This is a genomic window from Tahibacter sp., from assembly GCF_032229445.1.
In the GTDB taxonomy this organism is placed as follows: Bacteria; Pseudomonadota; Gammaproteobacteria; order Xanthomonadales; family Rhodanobacteraceae; genus Tahibacter.
Window position 1 is genome coordinate 41,197 of record NZ_JAVTWC010000047.1, and the last position, 24,291, is coordinate 65,487.

Annotated in this window: 10 protein-coding genes; all 10 read right to left on the reverse strand. The window is 69.0% G+C overall.

Annotated elements, in window-relative coordinates; translation table 11 throughout:
* Positions 1–193: 193 nt before the first annotated feature.
* Entirely contained in the window at positions 194–982 is a 789-nt protein-coding gene (locus RUU78_RS09285) for a transporter substrate-binding domain-containing protein (RefSeq protein WP_313915883.1), read from the reverse strand.
* A 49-nt stretch (positions 983–1,031) separates the two neighbouring features.
* Complete coding sequence (locus tag RUU78_RS09290) at positions 1,032–2,327, reverse strand: DUF4105 domain-containing protein (RefSeq protein WP_313915885.1); 1,296 nt, start codon at positions 2,325–2,327, stop codon at positions 1,032–1,034.
* Complete coding sequence (locus RUU78_RS09295; protein ID WP_313915887.1) at positions 2,317–3,162, reverse strand: transporter associated domain-containing protein; 846 nt, start codon at positions 3,160–3,162, stop codon at positions 2,317–2,319. Before RUU78_RS09295 ends, RUU78_RS09290 begins: the two co-directional genes overlap by 11 nt.
* Positions 3,163–3,357: 195 nt before the next feature.
* Complete coding sequence (locus RUU78_RS09300; RefSeq protein ID WP_313915889.1) at positions 3,358–4,722, reverse strand: DUF1501 domain-containing protein; 1,365 nt, start codon at positions 4,720–4,722, stop codon at positions 3,358–3,360.
* 10 nt (positions 4,723–4,732) lie between these two features.
* Positions 4,733–6,520 carry a DUF1800 domain-containing protein gene (locus tag RUU78_RS09305; protein WP_313915890.1) on the reverse strand — a complete coding sequence of 596 codons (1,788 nt, stop codon included), beginning with the start codon at positions 6,518–6,520 and terminating at the stop codon, positions 4,733–4,735.
* Between the two features lie 113 nt (positions 6,521–6,633).
* Positions 6,634–7,692, reverse strand: coding sequence for a UDP-N-acetylmuramate dehydrogenase (gene murB / locus RUU78_RS09310; RefSeq protein ID WP_313915892.1), 1,059 nt, complete (start codon positions 7,690–7,692; stop codon positions 6,634–6,636).
* On the reverse strand, positions 7,689–8,720 hold the full coding sequence (locus RUU78_RS09315; protein ID WP_313915894.1) for a quinone-dependent dihydroorotate dehydrogenase: 1,032 nt from the start codon (positions 8,718–8,720) through the stop codon (positions 7,689–7,691). Before RUU78_RS09315 ends, murB begins: the two co-directional genes overlap by 4 nt.
* Before the next feature lie 169 nt (positions 8,721–8,889).
* On the reverse strand, positions 8,890–11,151 hold the full coding sequence (locus RUU78_RS09320; protein WP_313915896.1) for a hypothetical protein: 2,262 nt from the start codon (positions 11,149–11,151) through the stop codon (positions 8,890–8,892).
* 181 nt (positions 11,152–11,332) lie between these two features.
* Positions 11,333–21,604, reverse strand: coding sequence for a GEVED domain-containing protein (locus tag RUU78_RS09325; RefSeq protein WP_313915898.1), 10,272 nt, complete (start codon positions 21,602–21,604; stop codon positions 11,333–11,335).
* A 492-nt stretch (positions 21,605–22,096) separates the two neighbouring features.
* Positions 22,097–23,632 carry an aldehyde dehydrogenase family protein gene (locus tag RUU78_RS09330; protein WP_313915900.1) on the reverse strand — a complete coding sequence of 512 codons (1,536 nt, stop codon included), beginning with the start codon at positions 23,630–23,632 and terminating at the stop codon, positions 22,097–22,099.
* Positions 23,633–24,291 lie beyond the last annotated feature (659 nt).

Here is a 24,291-nt window from a genome sequence, read left to right on the forward strand (position 1 = left end):
CGTGCATGCCGCGCGGCGCGGCGCCGGACGGGCCGGATTGTCCCGGACCACTGAAGAACCTGAGCCAGTCGGTTCGTGTGTTGTCTCAGGGAGGTTCCTTGAGTCAACGGAGCCGCCAGACGCGCTGCTGCCGGCGTGGACCTGGCGATCCGGCGCCGGGTACAGGAGGTTCATTCCAAGGCTGCTTCGGATCTCACGGACTCGAACTCAGGCCATGGCGCTTGCGCAGCTGTTCGATAGTACCGTCGCCGAGCAGCTCGGCGAGGCCCGCATCGCAGGCCGGGCGCGCCACCGCAGCGACGTCGGACTGGCGTGACCAGGCGATGTGCAGAGCGGGTTCCTCGATCGGCGGCTGCAGCATTTCGAGCTCCGCGCCGCGCAGCAGCGGATCGGTGCGCAGCAGGTATTCGGCGACCCAGCGGTCGGCGAAGGCCAGGTCGACGCGGCCATGCGCGAGCTTGCGCAGGTTGACGCTGTCGCTCGCCGCCTCTTCGCGCTTGAGGTAACTGGCGCGATCGAATGTGGCATTGTTTATATAGTCGCGAACTATGCCGATGCGGTATTGCGAGACGCTGCGCAGCGCGGCGTCGAGATCGTCGGACGGATCGTGCGCATAGGCAATGGCATCGGAGCGACGCCGGTACAGACCGACCGGGCCGCCCGGGAACGACGCGGAAAATGCGAACTCGGCCTCGCGCCGGGTGCTGCGGTATTCCGGCATGACGCCGGCATAGTCGCCGCGCAGCCCGAGCATCAGTGCGCGTGCCCATGGCATCACGTCGATCTGCACTTCGACGCCGTGACGAGCGCAGGCATCGCGTACGACTTCCGCGACATAGCCCTGGCCGACGAGCGCGGAACCGACATACGGCGGCCATTCGAGCGTGGCCAGGCGCACCTGCAGCCGCGCCGGCTGCTGCGCCGCCAGTGGCATGCAGAGCAGCGACAGGGCGATCGCGGAAACGACGGAGACGGCGCGCATCCCCGGAGTCTAGCGCGAAGTGGAATTTCTGGCTTTCTCTACCGGGCGCTCAGGCGCTGTCCGCGGGTGGTGCCGGCGCGCGCAGCAGGCGCCAGGCCAGCACGAGGTGCGGCGGCAGCAGCAGTGCGATCCAGACCGCGTTGTTCTGCATCGACTGCGGCAGGAGTTTCGCGACCAGGGCCAGCAGGGCCATCACGAGTACCGTCCAGGCCAGCACCCGCGTGACGCGACCGCTGCGCGCCTGCGGCCGGCGCATGCGCCACAGCGCAGGCAGCAACAGCAGCAGCAGCGGATTGACCAGCAGCAGGTTCTCGTTGCGCCAGGCCGATACGTGCTCGGTCAGGCCCCACAGCGCGGCGAGCATCAGGCCGGCGAGGCCGGCGAGCAGCGCAAACGCGCACGCGGCGAGCGCGAACGCCCGTGCGGCGCGCGGCCGCGGTGCACGCGCGAGCATCAGCAACACCAGGCTGAGCACGCCGCTCGCGAATGCCACCGGCGCGGTGTAGCCGATCGGGTAGGGGCCATGCCGGCGCAGCCACGCCTCGTCGGCCGCGGCCAGCTGCGGCCCGGTCGTGCCGAGGACGCGGCTCGCGCCGACCAGCGGCACGAGTTTCCCGTTCGCGTCCTCGACGCGTACCAGCGGCAGGTGCCGGGCGAATTCGGCGGGAATGAAGCTCTCTTCCCAGAACGACAGGCGCCGGTCCGCGTAGGGTCCGAGGCCGAGGTCCATAGGCAGCATCAGGCCGGGCAGCGGCGCGAGCAGGCTGTCGGCCTGCAGGCGATAGGTGTAGCCGCGCGAGCGGGTGACCAGGCTGCGCTGGATCGCGCCGCCGAGCGCGTGGTCGAGCGCGTCGCGTACCTTCGTCGAGCAGTTCGAGGTGAAGTATTCGTAGCGGTACCTGGCGTTATCCGGGTGCAGGTTCCAGCGCAGGAAATCGCGCAACCGCAACCGTTGTGCCGGGGTCAGGTGCAGCTCCTGCTCGAGTATCGCGCGGCCTTCGTCGCGGTAGTACGCGAGGTCCTGCTCCAGCCGCGTGGCCTCGATGGTGTAGCGCATGTGGCCGCGCAGGAAATTGAGGAAGAACGATTCTTCCTCGAAGTCGAAGATGCCGTAGTTGTAACTGACCGCTTCGCCGCTGCGCCGGTCGCGGATCGCGATGGCGTTGTGGCCAAAGCGTTCCCAGTAGACGGCGCCGGGGCCGAAGGTCAACAGCGATATCTGAAGTTCGGTGCCGGGTTCGTCGTGGGCGGCCGGTTCCTGCGCGACGGCGAGGTGAGCGAACAGCAGCAGCAACAGGCCGGCCAGCAACAGCCGGCCGCGCTGCTGCCGGCTGTCAGTTCGCATGCACGCGCACGATGAACTGGTGGACGCGGCGGTCGTCGGCCTTGTTGACGTGGAAGTTGAAGCCGCCGAGCGTGATTTCCTCGCCGGCTTCCGGCAGGTGGCCGAACTCCGCCGTGACCATGCCGCCGACCGTGTCGAATTCCTCGTCGAGGAAGGCGCTGCCGAAACGTTCGTTGAATTCCGCGATCGGCGTCAGCGCGTTGACCAGCCACTGGCCGTCGACCTCGGTCATCTGCCGCGAGTCGGCATCGTCGTCGTCGTCGTCGTGCTCGTCGTCGATGTCGCCGACGATCTGTTCGAGCACGTCCTCGATCGTGATGAGTCCGGCCACACCGCCATATTCGTCGACCACGATCGCCATGTGGTTGTGCGAAAGGCGGAATTCCTTGAGCAGGACATTGAGTTTCTTCGACGCCGGGATCAGTGCGACCGGGCGCAGCAACTGGCTGATGTCCGCCGGCACGCCGTCGGCGAGGCAGCGCAGCAGGTCCTTGGCCAAGAGGATGCCGAGGATCTCGTCCTTCTCGTCGCCGTGCACCGGAAAGCGGGAATGGCCCGATTCGATGACGATGGCAAGGTTGTCGGCGAACGGCGCGTCCGACGCGAGCGTAACGACCTGGCCGCGCGGCACCATGACATCGGAGACGGTGAGGTCGGCGACGTCGATCGCGCCCTCGACCATGGACAGGGTGTCGTTGGAAAGCAGGCCATTGGCCTGGGCCTGACGCAGCTCGTCGAGCAGTTCCTCGATATTGCGTGGCTCGCCCGACAGGGCCTGGCTCAGACGCTCGAACCAGGAACGGTGGGCGGGCGTACTAGGGTGGTCCTCGCTCATCAGTCGCGGCAACTTGCCCGGAGGGCGGGAGGCTGAGTTTAGCAGAGCGCCGCGATGGCGCTATTGCTTCGTGCCTGCCTGCCGCTACGTTGGATTCTTCTGCAAAATCAAGCGTCAGCGCGCCGCCGCCGAGCGCGGGAGCACGATTTCCCCCATCGCGCCGAGCCGCGCGCCTGGCGCGGCGCCGGACGGGCGCTACTGGAAACCGTTGCCGAAGATGCGGTCGTTGCCGGACGGCGGCAGATCGGTGCCCTGGAAGATGCCCAGCGGCGTGTAGCCGGAATACCCAGGGAATGCATAGTACACATTGGGATTACGCAGCCGGCGGATCACCGCTTCGGACATGACGCGCCGGTAGTCGGTCGTGACCATCACGTCGGCGCCTTCGAACAGCTGCGCCGTGGCGAGGCCGGCGAAGCTGCCATAAGTCAGGCCGCCGTTGACCGAGCCGCCCAGGGCGAGCATCACGCTGCCGTAGCCGTGGTCGGTGCCGCCGTCGTCGTTCTCGCGCACGCGACGGCCGAACTCGCTCATGACCACGACGCTGGTCGTGCCGGCGTAGTTGCTCGCGCCACTGCCGTTGAGATCGGCATAGAACGCGCCGAGTCCCTTGGACAGCTCTTCGACCTTGTTGCCGAAATAGTCATAGCTGTTGGCCGGGTTGCCCTGGCCGTCGTGGGTGTCCCAGCCGCCGAGGTCGATCGTGGCCACGCGCAGGCCCACGTCGCGCTTGATCAGCTGGGCCAGCATCTTGAGCTGCTGCGCGAATCCGCTGCCGCTGTCGTAGACCGCGCCGTTGGCCGGCGCGTAGGCGCCGAAGTCGATCGGCTTGATCACGTTGAGCGCATCCAGCGTCTGGCGTCCGGCGGCTTCGAACGCGCCGGCTTCGCTCCACAGCTCCGGCAGCATGCTGAAGATGCCGCGCGCGCCCGGGGGCGCGGTGGTGCGGAAGTCCGGTTCCACGTTCCAGGCCCAGGAGCCCGAGTCGATGCGGAAATCCGAGCCGCTGCCCATCGTGATGGTCTCGGTGCTACCGAGCAGGCTGGTGGCGGTGATGCTGCCGGCGCTGACTGCGGGGATCTGCACCGTGCCGGGCAGGTTCGCCGTTTCCAGCACGCGCGTGAGCCAGCCCACGCCGCCGCCTACGCCGGCGAGGCCGACTTCCATATTGGCCTGGGCATCGAAATGGCTGCGCGTGACCGGCGCGGGCATGCCGGCGCCGAGCACCACGGCCATCTTGCCGCCGGTGTAGAGATCGCGCAGTTGCGGCGCGCGCGGGTGCAGGCGCCACTGGTCGGCGCTGACCGCCAGCCCGGCGCCGGTGCCGCTCAGCGGAATCTTGAGCGACGGTCGAGCGCTCTCGTACGCCGCGCGGTTGGCGTTGCTGCCGCCCGGCGAGAACAGGCTCAGCGCGTCCATGCCGCCGCGCAGATAGACCACGACCAGCGTGTCGTAGCTGTTGGCCGCGGTGGCGCCGAAGGCGAGCTTGCTGCCGCCGGCCAGTGCCAGAGCGCCGCCGCCGGCGACGCTGCTCTTGAGGAAATCGCGACGATCGAACATGGGGATCTCCTCAGCGGCGCAGGGCGTCGGGGCTGCACAGGATCAGCGCGACGGTGGAACGCAGGCGCGACTGGGTGTAGTGATTCTTGAGATTCGGGTTGGTGCCGCCGGCCCAGGCCTCGTTGAGCACGAGCACCTCGGTCGGCGTCGCGTTCTGGCGCAGGAAGTCGAGTGCCTTGGTGTAGACCGGCTCGGGACGGAAGCCGAGGATGACGTCGCACCAGTAACCGACGATGTTCGCCGCCGTGCGCGAGGCGGCCGGAAAGGTCGCGTTCGTGACGCCGACGACATCGATCACATTGGGCCGCGCGCTGTCGTAGCCGACCTGCTGGCGGATCTCGGTCAGGCGCACGAGCATCTTCCAGGTCATGGCGAGGCTGCCGGTGCTGGCCCAGGCGGCGCTACGGTCCGGATAGCCGTTCGGCGCCGGCCAGTAGAACTTGCGCTGGCCAGCCTGCTGCACGCGCGAGTTGATCTCGTCCTTGGTCGACCACTCGGTTCCGTACGTGGCCAGGGTCGGCACGAACTCCCCGAAAGTCGCGCGCACGGCGCCGACCAGCGCGTTGAACGGGCGCTTGATCTTGGTGCCCCAGGTGTTCTTGAACTCCGCGCTGAGCAGGATCGCCTGCGTGACCTGCCTGAGCTGATCGGGTGCCTGCCAGGTGTTCTGGAACAGTTGCGCGATGCTTGTCACGAGGCTTTGCGGCGGATCGTCGCCGATGAAGCGCCGGCACAGCTTGCGTGCGATGAAATTCGCCGTGCCCGGATGCGAGGCGAGCAGGTCGAACAGCTTGAAGCCGTCCTGCTGGCCCTGGTCCGGCGCGAAGCGGCGGTTGAGCACGTACTTGGTGAAGCGGTCGTGCCAGTCGGCCGAGTCGCGGAACACGAAGGTGCCGTCGTTGTCGGCCGGGTATTGCCAGTGACCGTTCTTGAGGGTCCAGCCGGTCAGCGCACGCGTGGATTCGTAGACGTCCTCGTCGACGTATTTCAGGCGCGCGGTCTGGCCGTCGCCGATGACGCCGACCGGCAGCGACGGATCGGTCGGATCCATCACGCCGGCGTAGTTTTCCGCGCCCAACGTGTGCAGTTCGATGAGTTCGCGCGCGAAGTTCTCGTTCGGACCCGCGACGGAACTCGCGTACAGGTCGAGGTAGTACATCATCGTGGTGGACTTGGCGACCGCTTCGAGCATCGTGCGGAAGTTGCCGAACACGTTCGGCCGGATCACGTCGCGGTCGTAGTGCACGAACAGCGGGCCGGCGTCGTAGTCCCAGCCGAAGGTGCTGAAGTGGTCATGCCAGAAGTCGGTCATGACTTCGAACAGCTGGCGCTTGGAATAAATGGCACGGATCGTCGTGGCGCACTCGATCTCGGCTACCGGGCGCATGCGTACGGCGTAGTCCGTGCTGCCGCGGTGCTGGCTCCAGAGCTGCGGCAGGGTCTTGGCGAGCGTCGTGAAGCCGGCGCCGGCCAGTCGCGAGTCACAGGCACTGTCGCTGATGGCGGCGGGATCGAGTTGCGCGCCGACCCAGTTCGCCCAGCGCGCGTCGTCGGTGGCGCCGGGCAGCTGCCCCAGCGCGAGGTTGTCGAAGAAGTTGTATCCGAATGTCGCCTTCTGCAGCCAGCGCACGGTCGGCGGTGGCATCGCGAGGTTGGGCTCGGGTGCCGCCTTGGGAGCCTGTACGGAAGGTTTGCCGGGCCGGCGCATCGCAACCGGATCGATGGCGCCGATCGCGCCGGCCAGGGATTGGATCAGCTGGCGTCGGGAGACGACCTGGCTCGCAAATACGCTGGCCATGGGAATTCCAGGAACGGGGACGGAATTCGGGAAGGCTAAACCGAATGTGAGCGAATGCCGTGAAAACGGTCCCAAATCGACCAGAGTCGTAGACGGGCGGTGGCGACGGGCCGTCAGACGATCCGCGGCTCCGCATCGAGCGCCACGCCGAAGCGCTCGGCAACCCCTGCCTGCACCCGCTGTGCGAGCGCCCACAGTTGCGCGCCGCTGGCGCGTCCGTGGTTGACCAGCACCAGCGCGTGCTGCGCGGCGATGCCGGCATCGCCGTCGCGGACGCCCTTGAAGCCGGCCTGCTCGATCAGCCAGGCCGCCGACAGCTTGCAGCGGCCATCGGGCAGCGGCCACAGCGGCAACTGCTCATGCGTTGACTTGAGTGCGGCCGCGGTGTCCGCGTCCACGATCGGGTTCTTGAAGAAGCTGCCGGCGTTGCCGATCACGGCCGGGTCGGGCAGCTTGCGCCGGCGCAGGCGCGAGATCGCCTCGGCGACGAGGCCCGGCGTCGGCTGTGCGACCTTCATGGCGGCCAGTTCTTCGCGCACGCCGGCGTAATCCAGGCGCAGCGCCGGTGCGCGCGACAGGCGCAGTTGCAGCGCGGTCACGAGATACCGCCCGGGTTCGCGCTTGAACAGCGAATCGCGATAGGCGAAGGCGCAGGCGGCTGCGTCGAAGCGGACGGGCGCTTTCGCCGTCCGGTCCCAGGCTTCGACCGCGTGGACGAACTCGCTGAGCTCGACCCCGTAGGCACCGATGTTCTGGATCGGCGCGGCGCCGACCGTGCCCGGGATCAGGGCCAGGTTTTCCAGGCCGGCCAGGCCGTGGCCAATAGTCCAGTGCACCAGGTCGTTCCAGTTCTCGCCGGCCTCGGCACGCACGATCGCCTCGGCGCCGGGTTCGGCGACGATCGCGATGCCGCGCGTGGACAGGGTCAGCACCGCGCCGGCCACGTCGCGCGTCAGCAGCAGGTTGCTGCCTTCGCCGAGTACCAGCAGCGGCACACTGGCCAGCAGCGGGAACGCGAACACGTCGGCCAGCGCCGCCGTGTCGCGCACGTCGACCAGCAGCGCCGCGCGCGCGTCCACGCGAAACGTGTTGCGCCCGGCCAGCGAGGCGTCCTCCAGAATGCTGTAGCCGTTGCCGTCCAGGCGCGCCGGGGCGATGCGGAAGTCGCTCACGGATGCGATGCCGCGCGGGCGCGCAGCGCGTCCACGCAGGCGCCGATCAGCGCCGGGCCGCGATAGACCAGTCCGCTGTAGACCTGCACCGCCGTCGCACCGGCGTCGATCTTCGCCGCCGCGTCGGCAGCGTCGAGGATGCCGCCGACGCCGATCAGCGGCACGCGGCCGCCGAGCCGTTGCGCCATGCCACGCAGCACCGCGGTCGAGCGCGCGAACACCGGACGTCCCGACAGCCCGCCGGCTTCCTTCGCATGCGCATGGCCGGCGACGGCGTCGCGCGCGATGGTGGTGTTGGTGCAAATCAGCCCGTCGGTGCGCGTGGCGAGCAGCACGTCGGCGATCGCGTCGAGTTCGCCCTCGCCGAGATCCGGCGCGATCTTCAGCAGCATGGGCTTGCGCACGCCGTGCTGCGCGGCGAGCTGTTCCTGGCGTTCGCGCAAGGTGCCGATGAAACGCTTGAGCGTTTCCTCTTCCTGCAGGTCGCGCAGGCCCTGGGTATTCGGCGAGGAGATGTTGACCGTGACGTAGCTGGCCCGTGCGTAGACGCGTTCGAGGCAAAAAATGTAGTCGTCGACCGCGTTCTCGTTCGGCGTGTCCTTGTTCTTGCCGATGTTGATGCCGAGCACGCCGCTGTAGCGTGCCGCCTCGGCATTCTTCACGAGTGCCTCCACGCCGCCGTTGTTGAAGCCGAGGCGGTTGATGATGGCCTCGTGCTCGGGCAGGCGGAACATGCGCGGCTTCGGGTTGCCCGGCTGTGGCCGCGGCGTGGTCGTGCCGACTTCGACAAAACCGAATCCGAGCGCGGCCAGCGCATCGACATGCGCCGCGTTCTTGTCCAGTCCGGCGGCCAGGCCTACCGGGTTCGGCAGCGTGATGCCGCAGAATTCCGTCGGCAGCGGCGCCGGTCGCGAGGCGAGCAGCGGGTTGGTGCCCGTGCGGTAGGCCAGTTCCATGGCCTTGAGGCCGAGGTCGTGCGCCTTCTCGGCGTCGAGACAGAACAGGAACGGGCGGGCGAGCTGATACATGCGGACAGGATGGTGGCGCGGGGGCGCGCATCGTGCCATGGAAACGACGCCAGAATCCGCACGCGTGCGGCGACGGGTATTCGTTTGGACGGTAGTTTCTGGAGCAGCGTTCTGTGTGGCGTGGTCGGTTGGGTGGGGATGGGGTTTGCATGCCGGAGAAGAGGGCACTTCACGGAACAGGCCGCTCGAACGCGTCGCGGAACAGGCGGTCTTCCGGCGCCATGTCGATGGCCAGGCCCTTGGCGATGACTTCGACCTCGGCCAGCCCGGCCGCCGCCGCGCCGTCGAAGGTGCCCGTGACCCCGAGGATTTCCACGCGCACGCGGCGCGTGGCGACATCGGCGAAACCGACGTCGGTGCCGAACAGCAGCAGGCTGCCCGTGGTGCGCGTGTCGAGCACGCCGCCGTTCGCGTCGCGCAGGGTCACGCGCGTCGAGGTCACCTGCAGGCTGCTGTTGGCTTCGTCGCCGGGGCGCGGGTTGTACAGGCGCACGCGGCGCACGGCGACGGAGACGGGGAATTCGAGTTCGACCCACTGGCCGCTGACCTGGCCCGGCGCCGAGGTCCAGTACGCGCGGATCGGGCCGAGGAATACCTTGCGATCGACGAGGCCGTCGCGGTTCGCGCCAGGCCTTGCGGTGCTCGCGTGCAGGCGCGCGCCGGGCGCGAGGTTCGACCACGGCGCGTCGGTTTCGCTCGGCACCGGAATCAGCGTATGGCCCGCATGACAGCCGCTGCACAGCGCGGCGACGCCGGCGCGGTCGTGGTTCATGCCGGCCACGTGGGCGCGGCCGTTGCCGCGCGGCCAGCCGGTGCGTGGCACCTCGTAGCCGGCGCTCGCCGCGCTGCGCAGCTGTTCGAACAAGGGCAGGAAGGCGGGTGCGTTCGCGCTGACGCGGCCCGCCGCGGAAATGGCCTGCTCGCCGAGGAATACCGGCCAGTCGAGCGACGGGAAGGTACCGAGCGCGGTGCGCTGGTAGTCGGCGTAGAAGCGGATGCTCGCGGCGCTGCCCACCGCGGGTGCGCTGGCAATGTCGACGTCGACCGCGGCATTCGCATACACGTTGCGCGCGTCGAACACGAAGCTGCCGTCGCGTGGCGCGGTGCCATTGGGCGGTGGCAGGAAATGCGGATACGGTGCGAGTTGCGGCGCATCGCGATAGATGTCGGGCAGCACCGGTGGCGGCGTGCGCGCGGCTAGCACGCGCGGGCGCAGTTCCGCGGTGCCCGGATTGTCGTGCACGAGCTGCGCAGTGCCGCCTGGCGTGGCGACCCACAGGCCGTAGTCCTGGCCCGTGTCGGCGGCGCGTGCGAAGACGATCCGCCCGTCGGCCAGCACTTCGGCGTCGGTCGTATACGGTCCCTGGTACAGCTGTGCCGCTTCCGGCGTGCCGGGCAGGCGCAGCGCCGGGTCGCGCCGCGTCACGCCGGACTGCGCGCTGCCGCGCGTCGCGCCGCGCGCGTAGGCGCGAATGCCGCCGAAGCCGGCGGCGGCGGCGAGATCCAGTGCCGGAAAATAGTTCGCGTACAGCGTGCCGTTGGCGCCGAAGCCGCCGCCGTAGCCGAAGCCGTCGTCATCCGAATCGGGCTTGCCACCGAACAGGACGAGCTCGGCGCCGTCGGGATTGACGCTGACGATCTGCCAGCTGTTGCGCGCCGGCACCGCGCCTTGCGTGGCGAGTCCCTGATGCCGCAGCCAGCCGAGCTGGGGCTGGCCGTCGATGAGCAGCGCGTCGTCCATGCGTGCTTCCGGCAGGCGCTGGTTACGCCACCAGCGGAAGTAGACGATCTTGCCGCTGACCGGGTCGACCAGTGGACGGTCGGCGCCGTTGCGTTCGCTCGTGATGCGGTGCAGGCCGTTGCCGTTGACGTCGACGATCCAGAGGTTCGACGCGCGCTGGTCGGCGAACTGGGCGAACGCCGGCCAGCGGGTCGAGGCGAAGACGAGGCGGCCGTCGGGCAGGTAGGTCGGGTCGTAGTCGTCGTAAGGCCACGGCGAAGGGCCGGCGCCGAACTGGGAATAGTCGGCGGCGATATCGCTGTGCGTGATCGCGCGCAAGCCGCTGCCGTTGGCATGGATCTGGTAGATGCGCCACGCGCCCGGATGCGCCGACGGCGCCGTATTCCAGTTGCCCGGTGGCAGGCCGGCAAAGGCGATATGCGTACCGTCCCAGCTGACGCTGGGTCCGGCCATGTCGATCAGCGGAGCGTCCGGCGCGGTGCCGTCGAGCAGGGTGCGCAGGCTGCCGTCGCTTTCGCGTACGCGCAGGCGTGCCGGTCCGGCCGGGCGTGTGCGCGCATACGTGCCGACGCCCGGCAGCGCGCGGGTCGTGGTCCATGCGGCGTTGCCGTCGGGAGGGATCTGCCGTTCGACGAAGACCAGCGGCGGCAGCGACTGCGCGCCTGCGGCGAAGCTGCAGGTCGCAGCCACGGAAAGAAATACTTTTTTTATCAAAATGCGCACTGTGCAGATTCGCTCAGGCGCGGCCTTGCGCAGGCCGGTGCCGTCGAGGTCCGGCGAGCACGTCGCGAACCCGACGGCCCCTCGCGTCAAGCGAGGAGCCGCACGGTAAAGGTGCCGCCGCGCGAACGCGACGGCACCGGTTTCCGGATCACGCCCGCACATGTACACGCAGGCGCCGCGATTGCCGCGCGGCGATCAGCCCAAGACCCAGCAGCAGCAGTCCCAACGACCACGTCGACAGCGCCGGCACCGACTGCGTGCCGAGGCGCACGCCGGTTGGCGTGTTGTCGGTGTTGGGATTGCCGCCCGGCGCCGGATCGGTGCCGTCATGGGACAGATCCGATACCGCGACCGAGGCGACGAAACCGCTGCCGACGACCTGGTTGACGTAGGTCAGGCCGGCGGTGAACTGCACGTTGACCACGAGGCGGATCGTCGTCGTCGCGCCGGCCGCAAGCGTGTCGGTGCCGGTGAGCAGGCTGGTGCTGGTGCGGCCGTCGTAGGCCGGGTTGAGGCTCAGCGTCGGTGCCGTCACGCTGACCACGCTCCAGGTCGAACCCGCGCCGAAGGTGCTGACGAGGTTCTCGACCACCTGCAGGTTGTCGACCGGCTGCGTGCCGTAGTTGCGCAGCAGGATGACGTAGGCCAGTTGCGCCGTGTTCGGCGTGCCGCCGCCGCCATAGGCGCCGCCTTCGCTGAGCGACAGCACCTGCGCCTGCTTGGCCACGCCGAGCGGCGAGGTGACGCCGGGCGGGCCGAGCACGATCTGCGCCGGATCGGCATCGTCTTCGTCGGTGGCCGGATCCGTGCCGCCGGGCGTGCCCGTGCCGTTGCCGCCGATGGCGTCGTCGGACGGTGTGCCCGCGGCGCCGCCGGCGTCATTGCCCGGGTTGCCGTCCGGCGTCGAGTCGATGTCGGTCGGCGGCGGCGTCTGCGAATCGCCGTCGTCGTCGGCCGAGCCGATTTCGGCACGGTTGACCAGCGGCGAGACCGCGCCGGGCAGGATGCGCAGCGTGATCGTCACGACCGTGCTCGCACCCGGCAGCAGCGGACCGCTGATCGTGCGCGTGGCCAGGCTGGCGCTGACCGGGCTCCAGTTCAGCTCGGTCGGGCTCAGTTCGAAACCGGCCGGGATGTAATCGTTGATCACCATGGTCGTGGCCTGGACCGTGCCCTGGTTGAAGACCTCGATGTCGAAGCTGACGTCCTGGCCTGCCGCGAACGGACCCGGCTGGCCGGCGCTGACGCGCTTGCGCAGGGCCAGATCGAAGCCGGTGCCGAAGCTGACTTCGGCCGGGTCGGCATCGTCTTCGTCGGTGACCGGATCGGTGCCGCCCGGCGTACCCGTGCCGTTGCCGCCGATGGCGTCGTCGGACGGCGTGCCCGCGGCACCGCCGGCGTCGTTGCCCGGATTGCCGTCCGGCGTGGAGTCGATGTCGGTCGGCGGCGGCGTCGATGAATTGCCGTCATCGTCGGCCGAGCCGATCTCGGCGCGGTTGACCAGTGGCGACACCGCAGCCGGCTGGATGCGCAGCAGGATCGTGACCACGGTCGATGCGCCCGGCGCGAGCGGACCCGCGATCGTGCGTGTTGCGAGCGTGGGGCTGACGCTGGTCCAGTTGGTCTCGCTCGGGCTCAGCGCGAATCCGGCCGGGATGTAGTCGTTCACGACGATGGTCGTGGCCTGCAGGCTGCCCTGGTTGAACACCTCGATGTCGAAGCGGATGTCCTGGCCCGGGGCGAACGGACCCGGCTGGCCGGCGCTGACGATCTTGCGCAGGGCGAGATCGAAGCCGCCGCCGAACGTGACCTGCGCCGGATCGGCGTCGTCCTCGTCGGTGGCCGGATCGGTACCGCCCGGCGTGCCCGTGCCGTTGCCGCCGGTCGCATCGTCGGACGGTGTGCCCGGCGCGCCGCCCGCATCGTTGTTCGGATTGCCGTCCGGCGTCGAATCGACGTCGATCGGCGGCGGCGTGCCGGCATTGCCGTCGTCGTCGGCCGAGCCGATCTCGGCCCGGTTGACCAGCGGCGACACCGCACCGGACTGGATGCGCAGCAGGATCGTGACGACGGTCGATGCGCCCGGCGCGAGCGGACCCGCGATCGTGCGTGTCGCGAGCGTCGGGCTGACGCTGGTCCAGTTGGTCTCGCTCGGGCTCAGCGCGAAGCCGGCCGGGATGTAGTCGTTGACGACGATGGTCGTGGCCTGGATCGCACCCTGGTTAAACACGGTGATGTCAAAGCTCACGTCCTGGCCGATGAGGAACGGTCCGGGCTGGCCGGCGGTCAGCGACTTGCGCAGCGCGAGGTCGAAATTGCCGACCAGGCCGAAGTCGACGCTGAGGTTGCTGTTCGCATCGGCGTCGCCGTCGTTGACCGGCTCGCCGCCGACACTGAGCGTGACCGGTGCCGAGCGGATGACCGCGCCCTGCAGCGTGCCGTTGTCGTCGTTGTTGACGTCGTTGTCCGGATCCGGCGCGGGCTCGTAGGTGCCGGTCGGCAGGTACGGCGGCAGGCCCGAGCCCGTGCTGGTGCGATAGCCGGCGGGTGGCGTGATCTCGACGAGGTAGGTGTCGGGATCGAGCGCGGCAAACAGGTAATTGCCGTTGCCGTCGGTGCTCGTGGTCGCGATCGCGGCGCCATCGGGCGTGCCGTTGTTGTCGCTGTCGCGATAGAGCACCACGGTCACGGTGCTGATGCCGTTCTCGCCGCCATCGACGAGGCCGTTGTTGTTGCGGTCGTTCCAGACCAGGTTGCCGAGGCTCAGCACGCCGGCGCCGCTGGTGATCGGATAGTCCTCGACTTCGCCGTTCGCGGCCGGTCCGGCCGGACTGCAGACCGCATCGGTGCTCAGGCGGAAGCGCGCGTAGCTCGCCGCGGCTGCGCTGTTCGGCACCGTGCCGAAGTTCAGCGTGAACAGGGCTGCGGTGCTGCCGTTGGGCACGGCGGCCTGTGCGGCTTCGCCCGCATCGGCGAAATCGCCGTCGGCGTTGTAGTCGAGATAGCCGCACAGCAGTGCGGCCGCGCCGGTGCCGTTGGTGGCGGTCACGCGGACGGCCGGCGCCACGCCGCGCTGCAGCGCGAGGTCGGCAGTGTTCACGCCGTCCTCGTCATCCGGCGTGCCGTTGGCATCGTCGCCATTGGCGCCCGCGGTCGGCTGGCCGTTGGCTTCCGCATCGACGCCCGCACCCATGGCGAGGTTCGCCACGATCGGGTGGCGCGCACCGTTGTCGGCAAGCAATGTGGAATAGTTGCCTGTTCCACTGCCCACTCCCGTGTCCGGCAGATCGCCGAAGTCGATCAGGGTGATGCCGACCGGATAGTCCTCGACCTCGCCGTCCGTGGCCTGGCCCAGCGGCGTGCAGGCGCCGGCGTCGGTACTCAGGCGGAACCGCGCATAGCTCGCCGTGACGGCATTCGCCGGCACCGTGAAGCCGGGACTGAACTGCACGTTGGTCGAGCCTGTCGGCACCGCGACACTCGCCGTCTCGCCCGCATCGGCGAAGCTGCCGTTGCCGTTGAAGTCGACGAAGGCGCAGATCTGCGCGGCGCTGCCGGTGGTGTTGGTCGCGTTGACGCGGATCGTCGCAGCGGTGCCGGCGGTCAGGTTCAGGTCCGCCAGCGTGACGCCGTCTTCGTCCGCGCCGTCGCCGTTGGCGGCCACGTTGGGCTGGCCGTCGGCCTCGCCATCCTCGGTCGCGCCGAGGAACAGGCCGGTCACGATCGGATGGCGTGGTCCGTTGTCGGCGAGCACGGTGGAATAGTTGCCAGTTCCACTACCCGGGCCCGTGTCGGGCAGGTCGCCGAAATCGAGCAGGCCGACGCTGACCGGATAGTCCTCGACTTCGCCGTCGGTAGCCGCGCCGTTCGCGCTGCACGCGCCCGTGTCGGTGCTCAGGCGGAAGCGGGCGTAGGAACTCGCCGCTGCGCCGACCGGCACCGTGCCGAAGTTGAGCGTGAACTGCACGTCGTTGCTGCCGGTGGCCACGCTGGCCGCGGTGGCGGTTTCGCCGGCGTCGGCAAAGTCGCCGTCGCCGTTGAAATCGATGAAGCCGCAGAGCTGCGCCGCCGTGCCGGTCGTGTTGGTCGCGTTGACGCGCACGTTGGCCGGCGTGCCGCCGACGAGGGCGAGATCGGCGAGCGTGACGCCGTCCTCGTCATCGGGCGTGCCGTTGGTGTCGTCGCCGTTCGCGCCGACGCCGGGCTGGCCGTCCGCATCGCCGTCCTCGTTCGCGCCCAGGCGCAGGCCGCTGACGATGGGATGGCGCGGGCCGTTGTCGGACAGCAAGGTGGCGTAGTTGCCCACGCCGCTGCCGGCGCTGGTGTCGGGCAGGTCGCCGTAGTCGACCTGGCCGATGCTGACGGCGTAGTCCTCGACTTCACCGTTCGCGGCGATGCCGGTCGCGGTACACGCCGTGGCATCGGTGCTCAGGCGGAAGCGCGCATACGTGCTGCTGACCGCGCTCGTCGGCACGGTGCCGAAGGCGACGCTGAACTGCACGTTGTTCGAGCCCGCGGCGACGGCGACGGCGGGTGCGGATTCACCGGCGTCGGCGAAATCGCCGTCGCCGTTGAAGTCGATGAAGCCGCAGAGCTGTGCCGCGGTGCCGCTGGTGTTGGTCGCGTTGACGCGCACGTTCGCCAGGCTGCCGCCGGTCAGCGTGAGATCGGCGATGGTCACGCCGTCCTCGTCGTCGGGCACGCCGTTGGCGTCATCGCCGTCGGCGTTCGTGGACGGCTGGCCTTCGGCTTCGCCGTCCTCGTCCGCACCCAGGCGCAGGCCGGCGACGATCGGATGACGCGGACCGTCGTCGGCCAGCAGCGTGGCGTAGTTGCCCACGCCGGTTCCGGCCGCGGTATCGGGCAGGTCGCCGAAGTCGAGCAGGCCGGCGCTGACCGGATAGTCCTCCACTTCGCCATCGGTGGCCGCGCCGGTCGGGCTGCACGCGCCGGCATCAGTGCTCAGGCGGAAGCGCGCGAACGAACTGGTCGCCACGCCCGTCGGCACCGTGCCGAAGGCGAGCGTGAACGGCGCGGCGTTCGAGCCGGCCGGCACGCTGACCGCGGGAGCGGTCTCGCCGGCATCGGCGAAATCGCCGTCGGCGTTGAAGTCGATGAAGCCGCAGAGCTGTGCCGCGCCCGCGAGCGTATTCGTCGCGGTGACGCGCACGTTCGCCGGGGTGCCCGCGGTCAGCGCGAGATCGGCGGTGTTGACGCCGTCCTCGTCGTCGGGCGTTCCGGCCGCGTCGTCGCCGTTCGCGGCGGCGCTTTGCTGGCCGTCGGCTTCGCCGTCTTCGTTTGCACCGAGCTGCAGGCCGGCGACGATCGGATGACGCGGACCGTTGTCCGACAGCAGCGTGGCGTAGTTGCCAGCGCCGTTGCCGGCGCCCGTGTCGGGCAGGTCGCCGAAGTCGGTCTGGCTGATGCCGATCGGATTGTCCTCGACCTCGCCATCGGGCGCGGCGCCCACCGGGCTGCACGCGCCGGTGTCGGTGCTCAGGCGGAAGCGCGAATACGTGCTGGTGGCGGCGGTGCCGGGCACGGTGCCGAACGCGAGCGTGAACTGCACGTTGTTCGATCCCGTGGCCACGGCCAGCGCCGGTGCGGTTTCGCCGGCGTCGTTGAAGTCGCCGTCGCCGTTGAAGTCGATGAAGCCGCAGAGCTGTGCCGCCGCGCCGGTGGTGTTGGTCGCGTTGACGCGCACGTTGGCTGGGCTGCCGCCGACGAGACTGAGATCGCCTACGACGACGCCGTCCTCATCGTCCGGGACGCCGCTGCCGTCGTCGCCGTTGGCACCCACGCTGGGCTGGCCGTCGGCTTCGCCGTCCTCGTTCGCGCCGATGCGCAGGCCGGCGACGATCGGATGGCGCGGGCCGTTGTCTGCCAGCAATGTGGAATAGTTTCCGACTCCACTGCCGGCCGCCGTGTCGGGCAGATCACCGAAGTCGAGCAGGCCGATGCTGGCCGTGTAGTCCTCGACCTCGCCGTTCGTCGCCAGTCCGGTCGGTACGCAGGCGCCGGCATCAGTGCTGAGGCGGAAGCGTGCATACGTGCTGCCGGAGAAGCCGGTCGGAACGATGCCAAAGTTGAGCGTGAACTGCACATTGTTGCTGCCGTTCGGAACGGCGGCGGCGGGCGCGGCTTCGCCGGCGTCGTTGAGGTCGCCGTCGCCGTTGAAGTCGATGAAGCCGCAGAGCTGCGCGGCGCCGCCGGTGGTGTTGGTCGCGTTGACGCGCACGCTCGCGCCGCTGCCGCCGACGAGGCTCAGATCGGTGATGGTCACGCCGTCTTCGTCGTCCGGTGTGCCGTTGGCGTCGTCGCCGTTCGCGCCGGCGTTGGGCTGGCCGTTGCTTTCGGCGTCGATGTCCGCGCCGATACGCAGGCCGGTCACGATCGGATGGCGCGCGCCATTGCTGGCGACCAGGGTCGGATAGGCCGGGTCGGGCAGGTCGCCGAGATCCAGCGTGCCGATCGCGACCGCGTAGTCCTCGACCTCGCCATCGACCGCGAGGCCATCCGGCGTGCACGCGGCGATGCCGCTGCTGATGCGGAAGCGCGCATAGGTCGATGTGGCGGCGCCGACGGGCACGGTGCCGAAGTTGAGGTTGAAGCTGCCGCCGACGGTGCCGGCCGCCACGTTCACGGGCGGCGCGGTTTCGCCGGCATCGGCGAAGTCGCCGTCGCCGTTGAAGTCAAGGAAGCCGCAGAGCTGCGCCACGCCGGCGCCCGGATTGCTGGCGATCGCGCCGATCGTGGCGTTGGCCCCGACCAGCAGCGTGCCGATCGTGACCCCGTCTTCGTCGGCGCCGTCGCCGGTCGCCGCGAGGTTGGGTTGGCCGTCCGCTTCGGCGTCGACGGTGGCGCCGAGGCGCGGTGCCGTTGCGGTGCGCGGATGGCGCGGGCCGCCGTTGGCGATAAGCGTGGAATAGTTGGCCGCGCCGATGCCGGCGCTGGTGTCAGGCAGATCGCCGAGGTCGGCCGGAATCACGCCGGCCGGATAGTCCTCGACCTCGCCATTGCCGCCCAGTCCGTTCGGCGTGCAGGCGCCGGTCGGGGTGGCCAGGCGGAAGCGCGCATAGGTGCTGGCGGCACCGGCCGGTGCGGTACCGAAGTTGAGCGTGAACTGCACGTTGTTCGTGCCGGCGGCGACGGTCAGACCGGGTGCCGCTTCGTTCGCGTCGGCGAAATCGCCGTCGCCGTTGAAGTCGACGAAGCCGCACAGCGACGCGGCCGTGGCGCCGAGGTTCGTCGCGTTGACGCGTACGGTGGCTGGCGAGCCGGCGACGAACTGCAGGTCGGCCGTGGTGACGCCGTCCTCGTCGTCGGGCACGCCGGCGATGTCGTCGCCGCTCGCGGCCAGGTTCTGCTGGCCGTTCGCTTCCGCATCGACGCTCGCGCCGAGGAACAGCCCGGCGACGATGGGATGACGCGCACCGGCGTCGGCTTCCTGCGTGTTGTAGTTGCCCACGCCGGTACCGGCGGCCGCGTCGGGCAGGTCGCCGAAGTCCAGCGCGGTGATGCCGACCGGATAGTCCTCGACCTCGCCGTTGCCGACCGTGCCGACCGCGCTGCACGCGGCGATGGTGTCGCTGAGGCGGAAGCGCGCATAGCTCGCCGCGGCCGAACCGGCCGGCACCGTGCCGAACACGAGATTGAACTGGACGTTGTTGGACCCGTTCGGCACGGCCACGGCCGCGGCGCTTTCGCCCGCATCCAGGAAATCGCCGTCGCCGTTGAAATCAATGAAGCCGCAGAGCTGTGCCGCCGCGCCGCTGGTATTGGTCGCGTTGACGCGCACGGTCGGCGCGGCCGCCACGCGCAGGCTCAGGTCAGCCACCGTGACGCCGTCCTCGTCGTCCGGTGCGCCGGCCGTGTCGTCGCCGCTGGCCGCGGCGTTCGGCTGGCCGTCGGCTTCGCCGTCGACCGTGGCGCCCATCTGCAGGCCCGGGATAATGCCGTGCGCGGCGCCGTTGTCGGCGAGCAGGGTGGAATAGTTGCCGACGCCGCTGCCGGCGCCCATATCCGGCAGGTCGCCCAGGTCGAGCAGGCCGAAGCCGAAGTCGATCGTGTGGTCGTTGCGGCCGGGCTGGCCGACGGTTGCCACGAAGCCCGTGCCGCTGGGTCCGCCGCCGCCCACTGTTACGGCCACGCCGTTGGAATCGCGGATCACGCCGCCGGTGTTGGCCACGGTGCGCGTGAAGCCTGCGAGCGGGCCGCCCGCGTTGAAGTTCGACGGCGCCACGAGCACAGTGACGCTGGTGCCGTAGGGATTGGGCTGGATGACGGTGTTGTCGGCCGTGCTCGGGTCGGTCGCGCCGATCGAGAACAGGAACAGGAAGTGGCCGGTTGCATCCGTCGTCGACGTGCCAAGCAGTGCGCCGGCCGCCGTGTAGAGATTGACGACGACGCCGGCGATCGCCGGTTCGCCCGGATCCTGCCGGCCGTTGCGGTTGCTGTCGCGCCAGACGCGGTTGCCGAGTTCCACCGGCGGGTCTTCGCAGAGGATCTCGATGTCGCCGATGCCGCCGGCCTTGCCGAACGTGGAGGTGCCGTCCTCGTAGAGGCGGAACTCATGCCGTATGTTGCCGGCAAAGCGCACGTTCGATCCGTTGGTATTGCTGTAGACGCGCACGCCGGCGTTGAAGGTGCCGTCGACGTCGTACACGGTGGACATGAAGTTGCCGCTGCCCGGCCGCCACAGCAGCGAACCCATCGCGGTCTCGCGATGGAAGTCCGGGTTGAAGTCGAAATCGTAGTACTCCTCCCAGTAGAACTCGCGGTTGCCCGGGCCGGAATTGATGTTGGTGCCGGCGCCGGTGCTGTTCGGATCGGAGGTCGTGCTCGTGCCGCAGGCGCCGGCATTCTCGAGTACCCAGCTGCCGCCCGCACCGTTGCGGCAGGCCAGCAGCAGGTCGCCGCCCTGGCGCGTGCCGTCGTTCTGGTTGCCGAGCGGGCCGATGTCGGCGGTGTCGTAGGCCTGGTCGCCGAGGCGGTCGCGCAGGCCGATCGCCATGCGTCCCTGCGCGTCGAACTCGAGATCCGTGAAGATCGGTTGTGGATAAAGCCAGAAATTCGCCGAGCCCGGCGCATCGGCCGGTTGGAAGGTGTCGTTCCAGGGATTCCATTCGCCGTCGGTCGTGGCCGTGCCGATGCCGTTGTTGAGGAACCGGCGCGGGTAGTTGAGCGGAAACTCGATGATCGGCGTCGCGGCGAAGGTATTGGTCGCCGGGTTCATTGCGTAGACATAGGCGCGCATCGCGAGCTTGGCGTTGTCTAGCGTCGCGCCGGCGGCGCGCATGCTCTGCGCGGTGCAGACCATGCCGACGTACAGCGTGCCGTCGAAGTACTTGGTCGCGAATGGACGGATGTCGTCGGTGCTCGGTGCGGCGGCGCTGGGCACCGCGCCGCTGCAGCTCGCCGGCACCGGCACCGGCACGCGCACGATCTGCGCGGCCGTCGGCGCGGTCGGTCCCGTGCCGATCGGCAACACCAGCAGTTCGCGCTGGAACAGGTTGATGGTGTAGAGGGTCAGACCGTCTTCGGAGATTTCGAGATCGCCGAGGCCGCGCTTGCCGACGACGCCGTAGGTCGCCGCATCGAGGTTCCAGTCGGTGCCGGCCGGGTGCGAGTTGGCGCCGGTGTCGATGCCGGCCAGGCCGTTGACCGTGATGAACGGCGCCGCGTTGATGTTGGTCGTGCCGCGCGCGACGTTGGACGACAGGTAGATCGTGCCGGTATCCGCCGTGCTGCCCAGCGGCGAGCCGCGGTGCATGTAGGTGGCAGAAAACAGGCTGCGCGTGCGCCGCTGATAGGCGATGCCGTAGATCGCGCCGGTCTGGTCCGACAGGCCGTAGCTGCGTTGCGCCTGCACGCCGGCGGCGACCGGGTCGGCGTCATGGTCGATGCCGCGCGCGTCGTAGTCGAAGCCGAACAGCGTGGTCAGTCCCGGCGTCTGGTTGCCGAAGGCGAAGAAGCCGGCAACGACCGACGGTGGCGTCGGTCCGGCGCAGTACTGCGCCGGGTTGTTGAAGCCGGCGTTGGCCGTGGCGGTGCTGGTCGCGACGAACTGAACCGACGTCGGGTTCGCGCTGCCGAAGGCGGCCGTCGCGAACGCGCCGGTCTCGCCGGTGAACTCGACGCGGAACGGTCCGCCGCTGGCGATGACGAGCGTGTAGCTGCCCAGGGCCGGCGTGTTCGCGGCGGTGCAGGCGGCAACCGGCGTCGCGGCGGCCGAGCAGGACTGGTCGAAGGTCGTCGCCGTGGCGACGCTGGTGCCGGCGGCGTCGTACGCGGTGACGGTGATCCCGCCGAGTCCGGGCTCGCCCGTGTCGATCACACCGTCCGCGTCGTAATCGCGGAATACCGTGCCGGTGATATTGGCGAAGGCCGAGCTGGCAGCCAGCGAAAGCAGTGCTGCCAAACCAAATTTCGTGAATTGCGTCACATATTGCCGTTGCACGCGCAGTCCCCCTGGGAGCCATTGCGGTGGCTCCGCTGCTGGTTGTCGCCGGAAAATCCCCTGTGCGGACGGTCGAGCCGCGCGTTTGCCTGAACACCCGACGGTCTAAACCGCACGCCGAAACCGATACTAATCAGTACCGGCGTTCGTGTCGTGTCATCAAAAGTCGTGCCAGCGTTGAAAAAACGCTTACAGGCGAAACAGTTGCGTAACAATCTTCAGAAAAGGCCGAGCTCAAGCGGTCGGAAACCGGCAAATAGCGACAGGGGATTTCGGACCTGCCCTGACACGCAAGTGCCCGATTTGTCCCGGAAGTTGTGACGAGAGGCGCTGGCCCGCGTCGTGACAGCACTGCCCCAGGGCGACCCGCGCGGCCGGCTGCGATGAGTGGCAAGCCGGCCGCGAGGGTTCTTCGTTTTGCTGTTGTCAAACAGTGTTACAGAAGCAATTTGTTCAGAACTCGAACTTGATGCCCTGGGCCAGCGGCAGCGCATCGGAGTAATTGATCGTGTTGGTCTGGCGGCGCATGTAGGCCTTCCAGGCATCCGAGCCGGACTCGCGGCCGCCGCCGGTTTCCTTCTCGCCGCCGAACGCGCCGCCGATTTCCGCACCCGACGTGCCGATGTTGACGTTGGCGATGCCGCAGTCCGAGCCGGAGGCCGACAGGAACGCTTCGGCCGTCTTGACGTTCTGCGTGAAGATCGACGACGACAGGCCCTGCGGCACGCCGTTCTGGTAGCCCAGCGCCTCGTCGATGGTCTTGAACGGCATCACGTAGAGGATCGGCGCGAAGGTTTCGCTCTGCACGACCTCGTCGCTGTTCTTCAGGCCGGTGATGATGGTCGGCAGCACGAAGTTGCCCGGGCGATCGGTCAGTGCCGCGCCGCCGGTCTCGACCTTGCCGCCGGCCGCCTTGGCCTTCTCGATCGCGCCGAGGAAGCGCTGCACCGAGGCCTTGTCGGTCAGCGGACCCATCAGCGTGGTCGGTTCGGTCGGATCGCCGATCTTGCTTTCGACCTGCTTGTAGGCGCGGACCAGCGTCGTGAGCACGCCGTCGAAGATCGACTCATGTACGAACAGGCGGCGCGTGGACGTGCAGCGCTGGCCGGCCGTGCCGACCGCGCCGAACACGATGCCCGGGATCGCGATCTTCAGGTCGGCGGTTTCGTCCACGATGATTGCATTGTTGCCACCCAGTTCCAGCAGCGAACGGCCCATGCGCTGGGCGACGCGCTCGCCGACGAGGCGGCCGACCGGAGTCGAACCGGTGAAGCTGATCAGCGGAATGCGGTGGTCGTCGACGAACCGCTGCGCGAGTTCGGTGCGCGCGTCGTTGAACAGGAAGAAGATGTCCGGGAAGCCGCCGGCCTTGAGCGCGGCGTTGCAGATCTGCATCGAGGCGATCGCCGACAGCGGCGTCTTCGGCGACGGCTTCCAGATCGTGATGTTGCCGCAGATCGCCGACAGGAACGAATTCCACGCCCACACCGCGACCGGGAAATTGAACGCCGAGATCACGCCGACGATGCCCAGCGGATGCCACTGCTCATACATGCGGTGACCCGGGCGCTCCGAGTGCATGGTGTAGCCGTACAGCATGCGCGACTGGCCGACGGCGAAGTCGGCGATGTCGATCATTTCCTGCACTTCGCCGTCGCCTTCCGGCTTGATCTTGCCCATCTCCAGCGCGACCAGCGAGCCCAGCGCATCCTTGTGGGCGCGCAGCGCGTCACCGCACAGACGGATGGCTTCGCCGCGCTTCGGCGCCGGCGTCGTGCGCCAGGTCTTGAACGCTTCCTGCGCGCGCTTGAGGATGGTTTCGTAATCAGCTTCGGAACTCGCGTGCACGCGGCCGATGACTTCGTTGTTGCTCGGGTTGATCGATTCCAGCACGCCGGCATCGCTGGTCGACGACCATTCGCCGTTGCCGAGATAAGTGCCCGAATTCATCTCGGCCAGGTTAAGGGCCTTGAGGATCTGCTGCGACATGGGTGACTCCGGAAGCTGCAAGGAAAGCGAGAGGCGCGACCGTCGTGCCGCTAGAACAGGCGACGCAGTCCGCGCAAAGGGCGCGGATTATAGCAACCGCGTTTCACGGTCGCCCGGTTCGGGAGCCGTTGCGGTGGGTGGTCCTGACGGGTTGGGCTGAATTGGTTCCGTTGCGGGGCCATTTTGGTGGGTGCGCCGGGAGGGCGGTGGGCCATGCGGGTCGGCGGTTTCCCGCGCCGCCGGATGCTGGGTCGCGCTGTCGATGCGTGGCTACGTAGCGGATGCGGGGCCACTTAGCGGATGCGGGGCCACTTAGCCGAGGCCGGGCCACGCGGCCAGATTGCAACCGGTCGTTGCCGGCGGGTTCGTCCCGCCGACCCCAGCCATTGCGGCCGGGCTCCCCGCCGCGGCAGTCGCCGGGGCGCTGACGCATGAGGCAGCGATGGGACCCGTGATCAAGCGCGGGCAGCGGATGCAGGCGTTGCCTACGGTTGGTGCGAGCCGTCCCGAGCCAGTGCTGCCGTGCGGATCTGCGAATGCGTCGACTCCATCGGTGAGGTGGGCCGGAGCCCGCACCTGTCGCCGGCCAGCCACCTTCCATGCCAGAATCCGGCGCCGGAATTGCCGCGATGCTGTCGGGTAGGCTTCATGCGAAGCCA

Excerpts from the sequence above, each read along its gene's own strand:
- RUU78_RS09290 (WP_313915885.1), bottom strand. The coding sequence starts at position 2,327 with ATGCGAACTGACAGCCGGCAGCAGCGCGGCCGGCTGTTGCTGGCCGGC.
- RUU78_RS09315 (WP_313915894.1), bottom strand. The coding sequence starts at position 8,720 with ATGTATCAGCTCGCCCGCCCGTTCCTGTTCTGTCTCGACGCCGAGAAG.
- RUU78_RS09295 (WP_313915887.1), bottom strand. The coding sequence starts at position 3,162 with ATGAGCGAGGACCACCCTAGTACGCCCGCCCACCGTTCCTGGTTCGAG.
- RUU78_RS09305 (WP_313915890.1), bottom strand. The coding sequence starts at position 6,520 with ATGGCCAGCGTATTTGCGAGCCAGGTCGTCTCCCGACGCCAGCTGATC.
- RUU78_RS09285 (WP_313915883.1), bottom strand. The coding sequence starts at position 982 with ATGCGCGCCGTCTCCGTCGTTTCCGCGATCGCCCTGTCGCTGCTCTGC.
- RUU78_RS09330 (WP_313915900.1), bottom strand. The coding sequence starts at position 23,632 with ATGTCGCAGCAGATCCTCAAGGCCCTTAACCTGGCCGAGATGAATTCG.
- RUU78_RS09300 (WP_313915889.1), bottom strand. The coding sequence starts at position 4,722 with ATGTTCGATCGTCGCGATTTCCTCAAGAGCAGCGTCGCCGGCGGCGGC.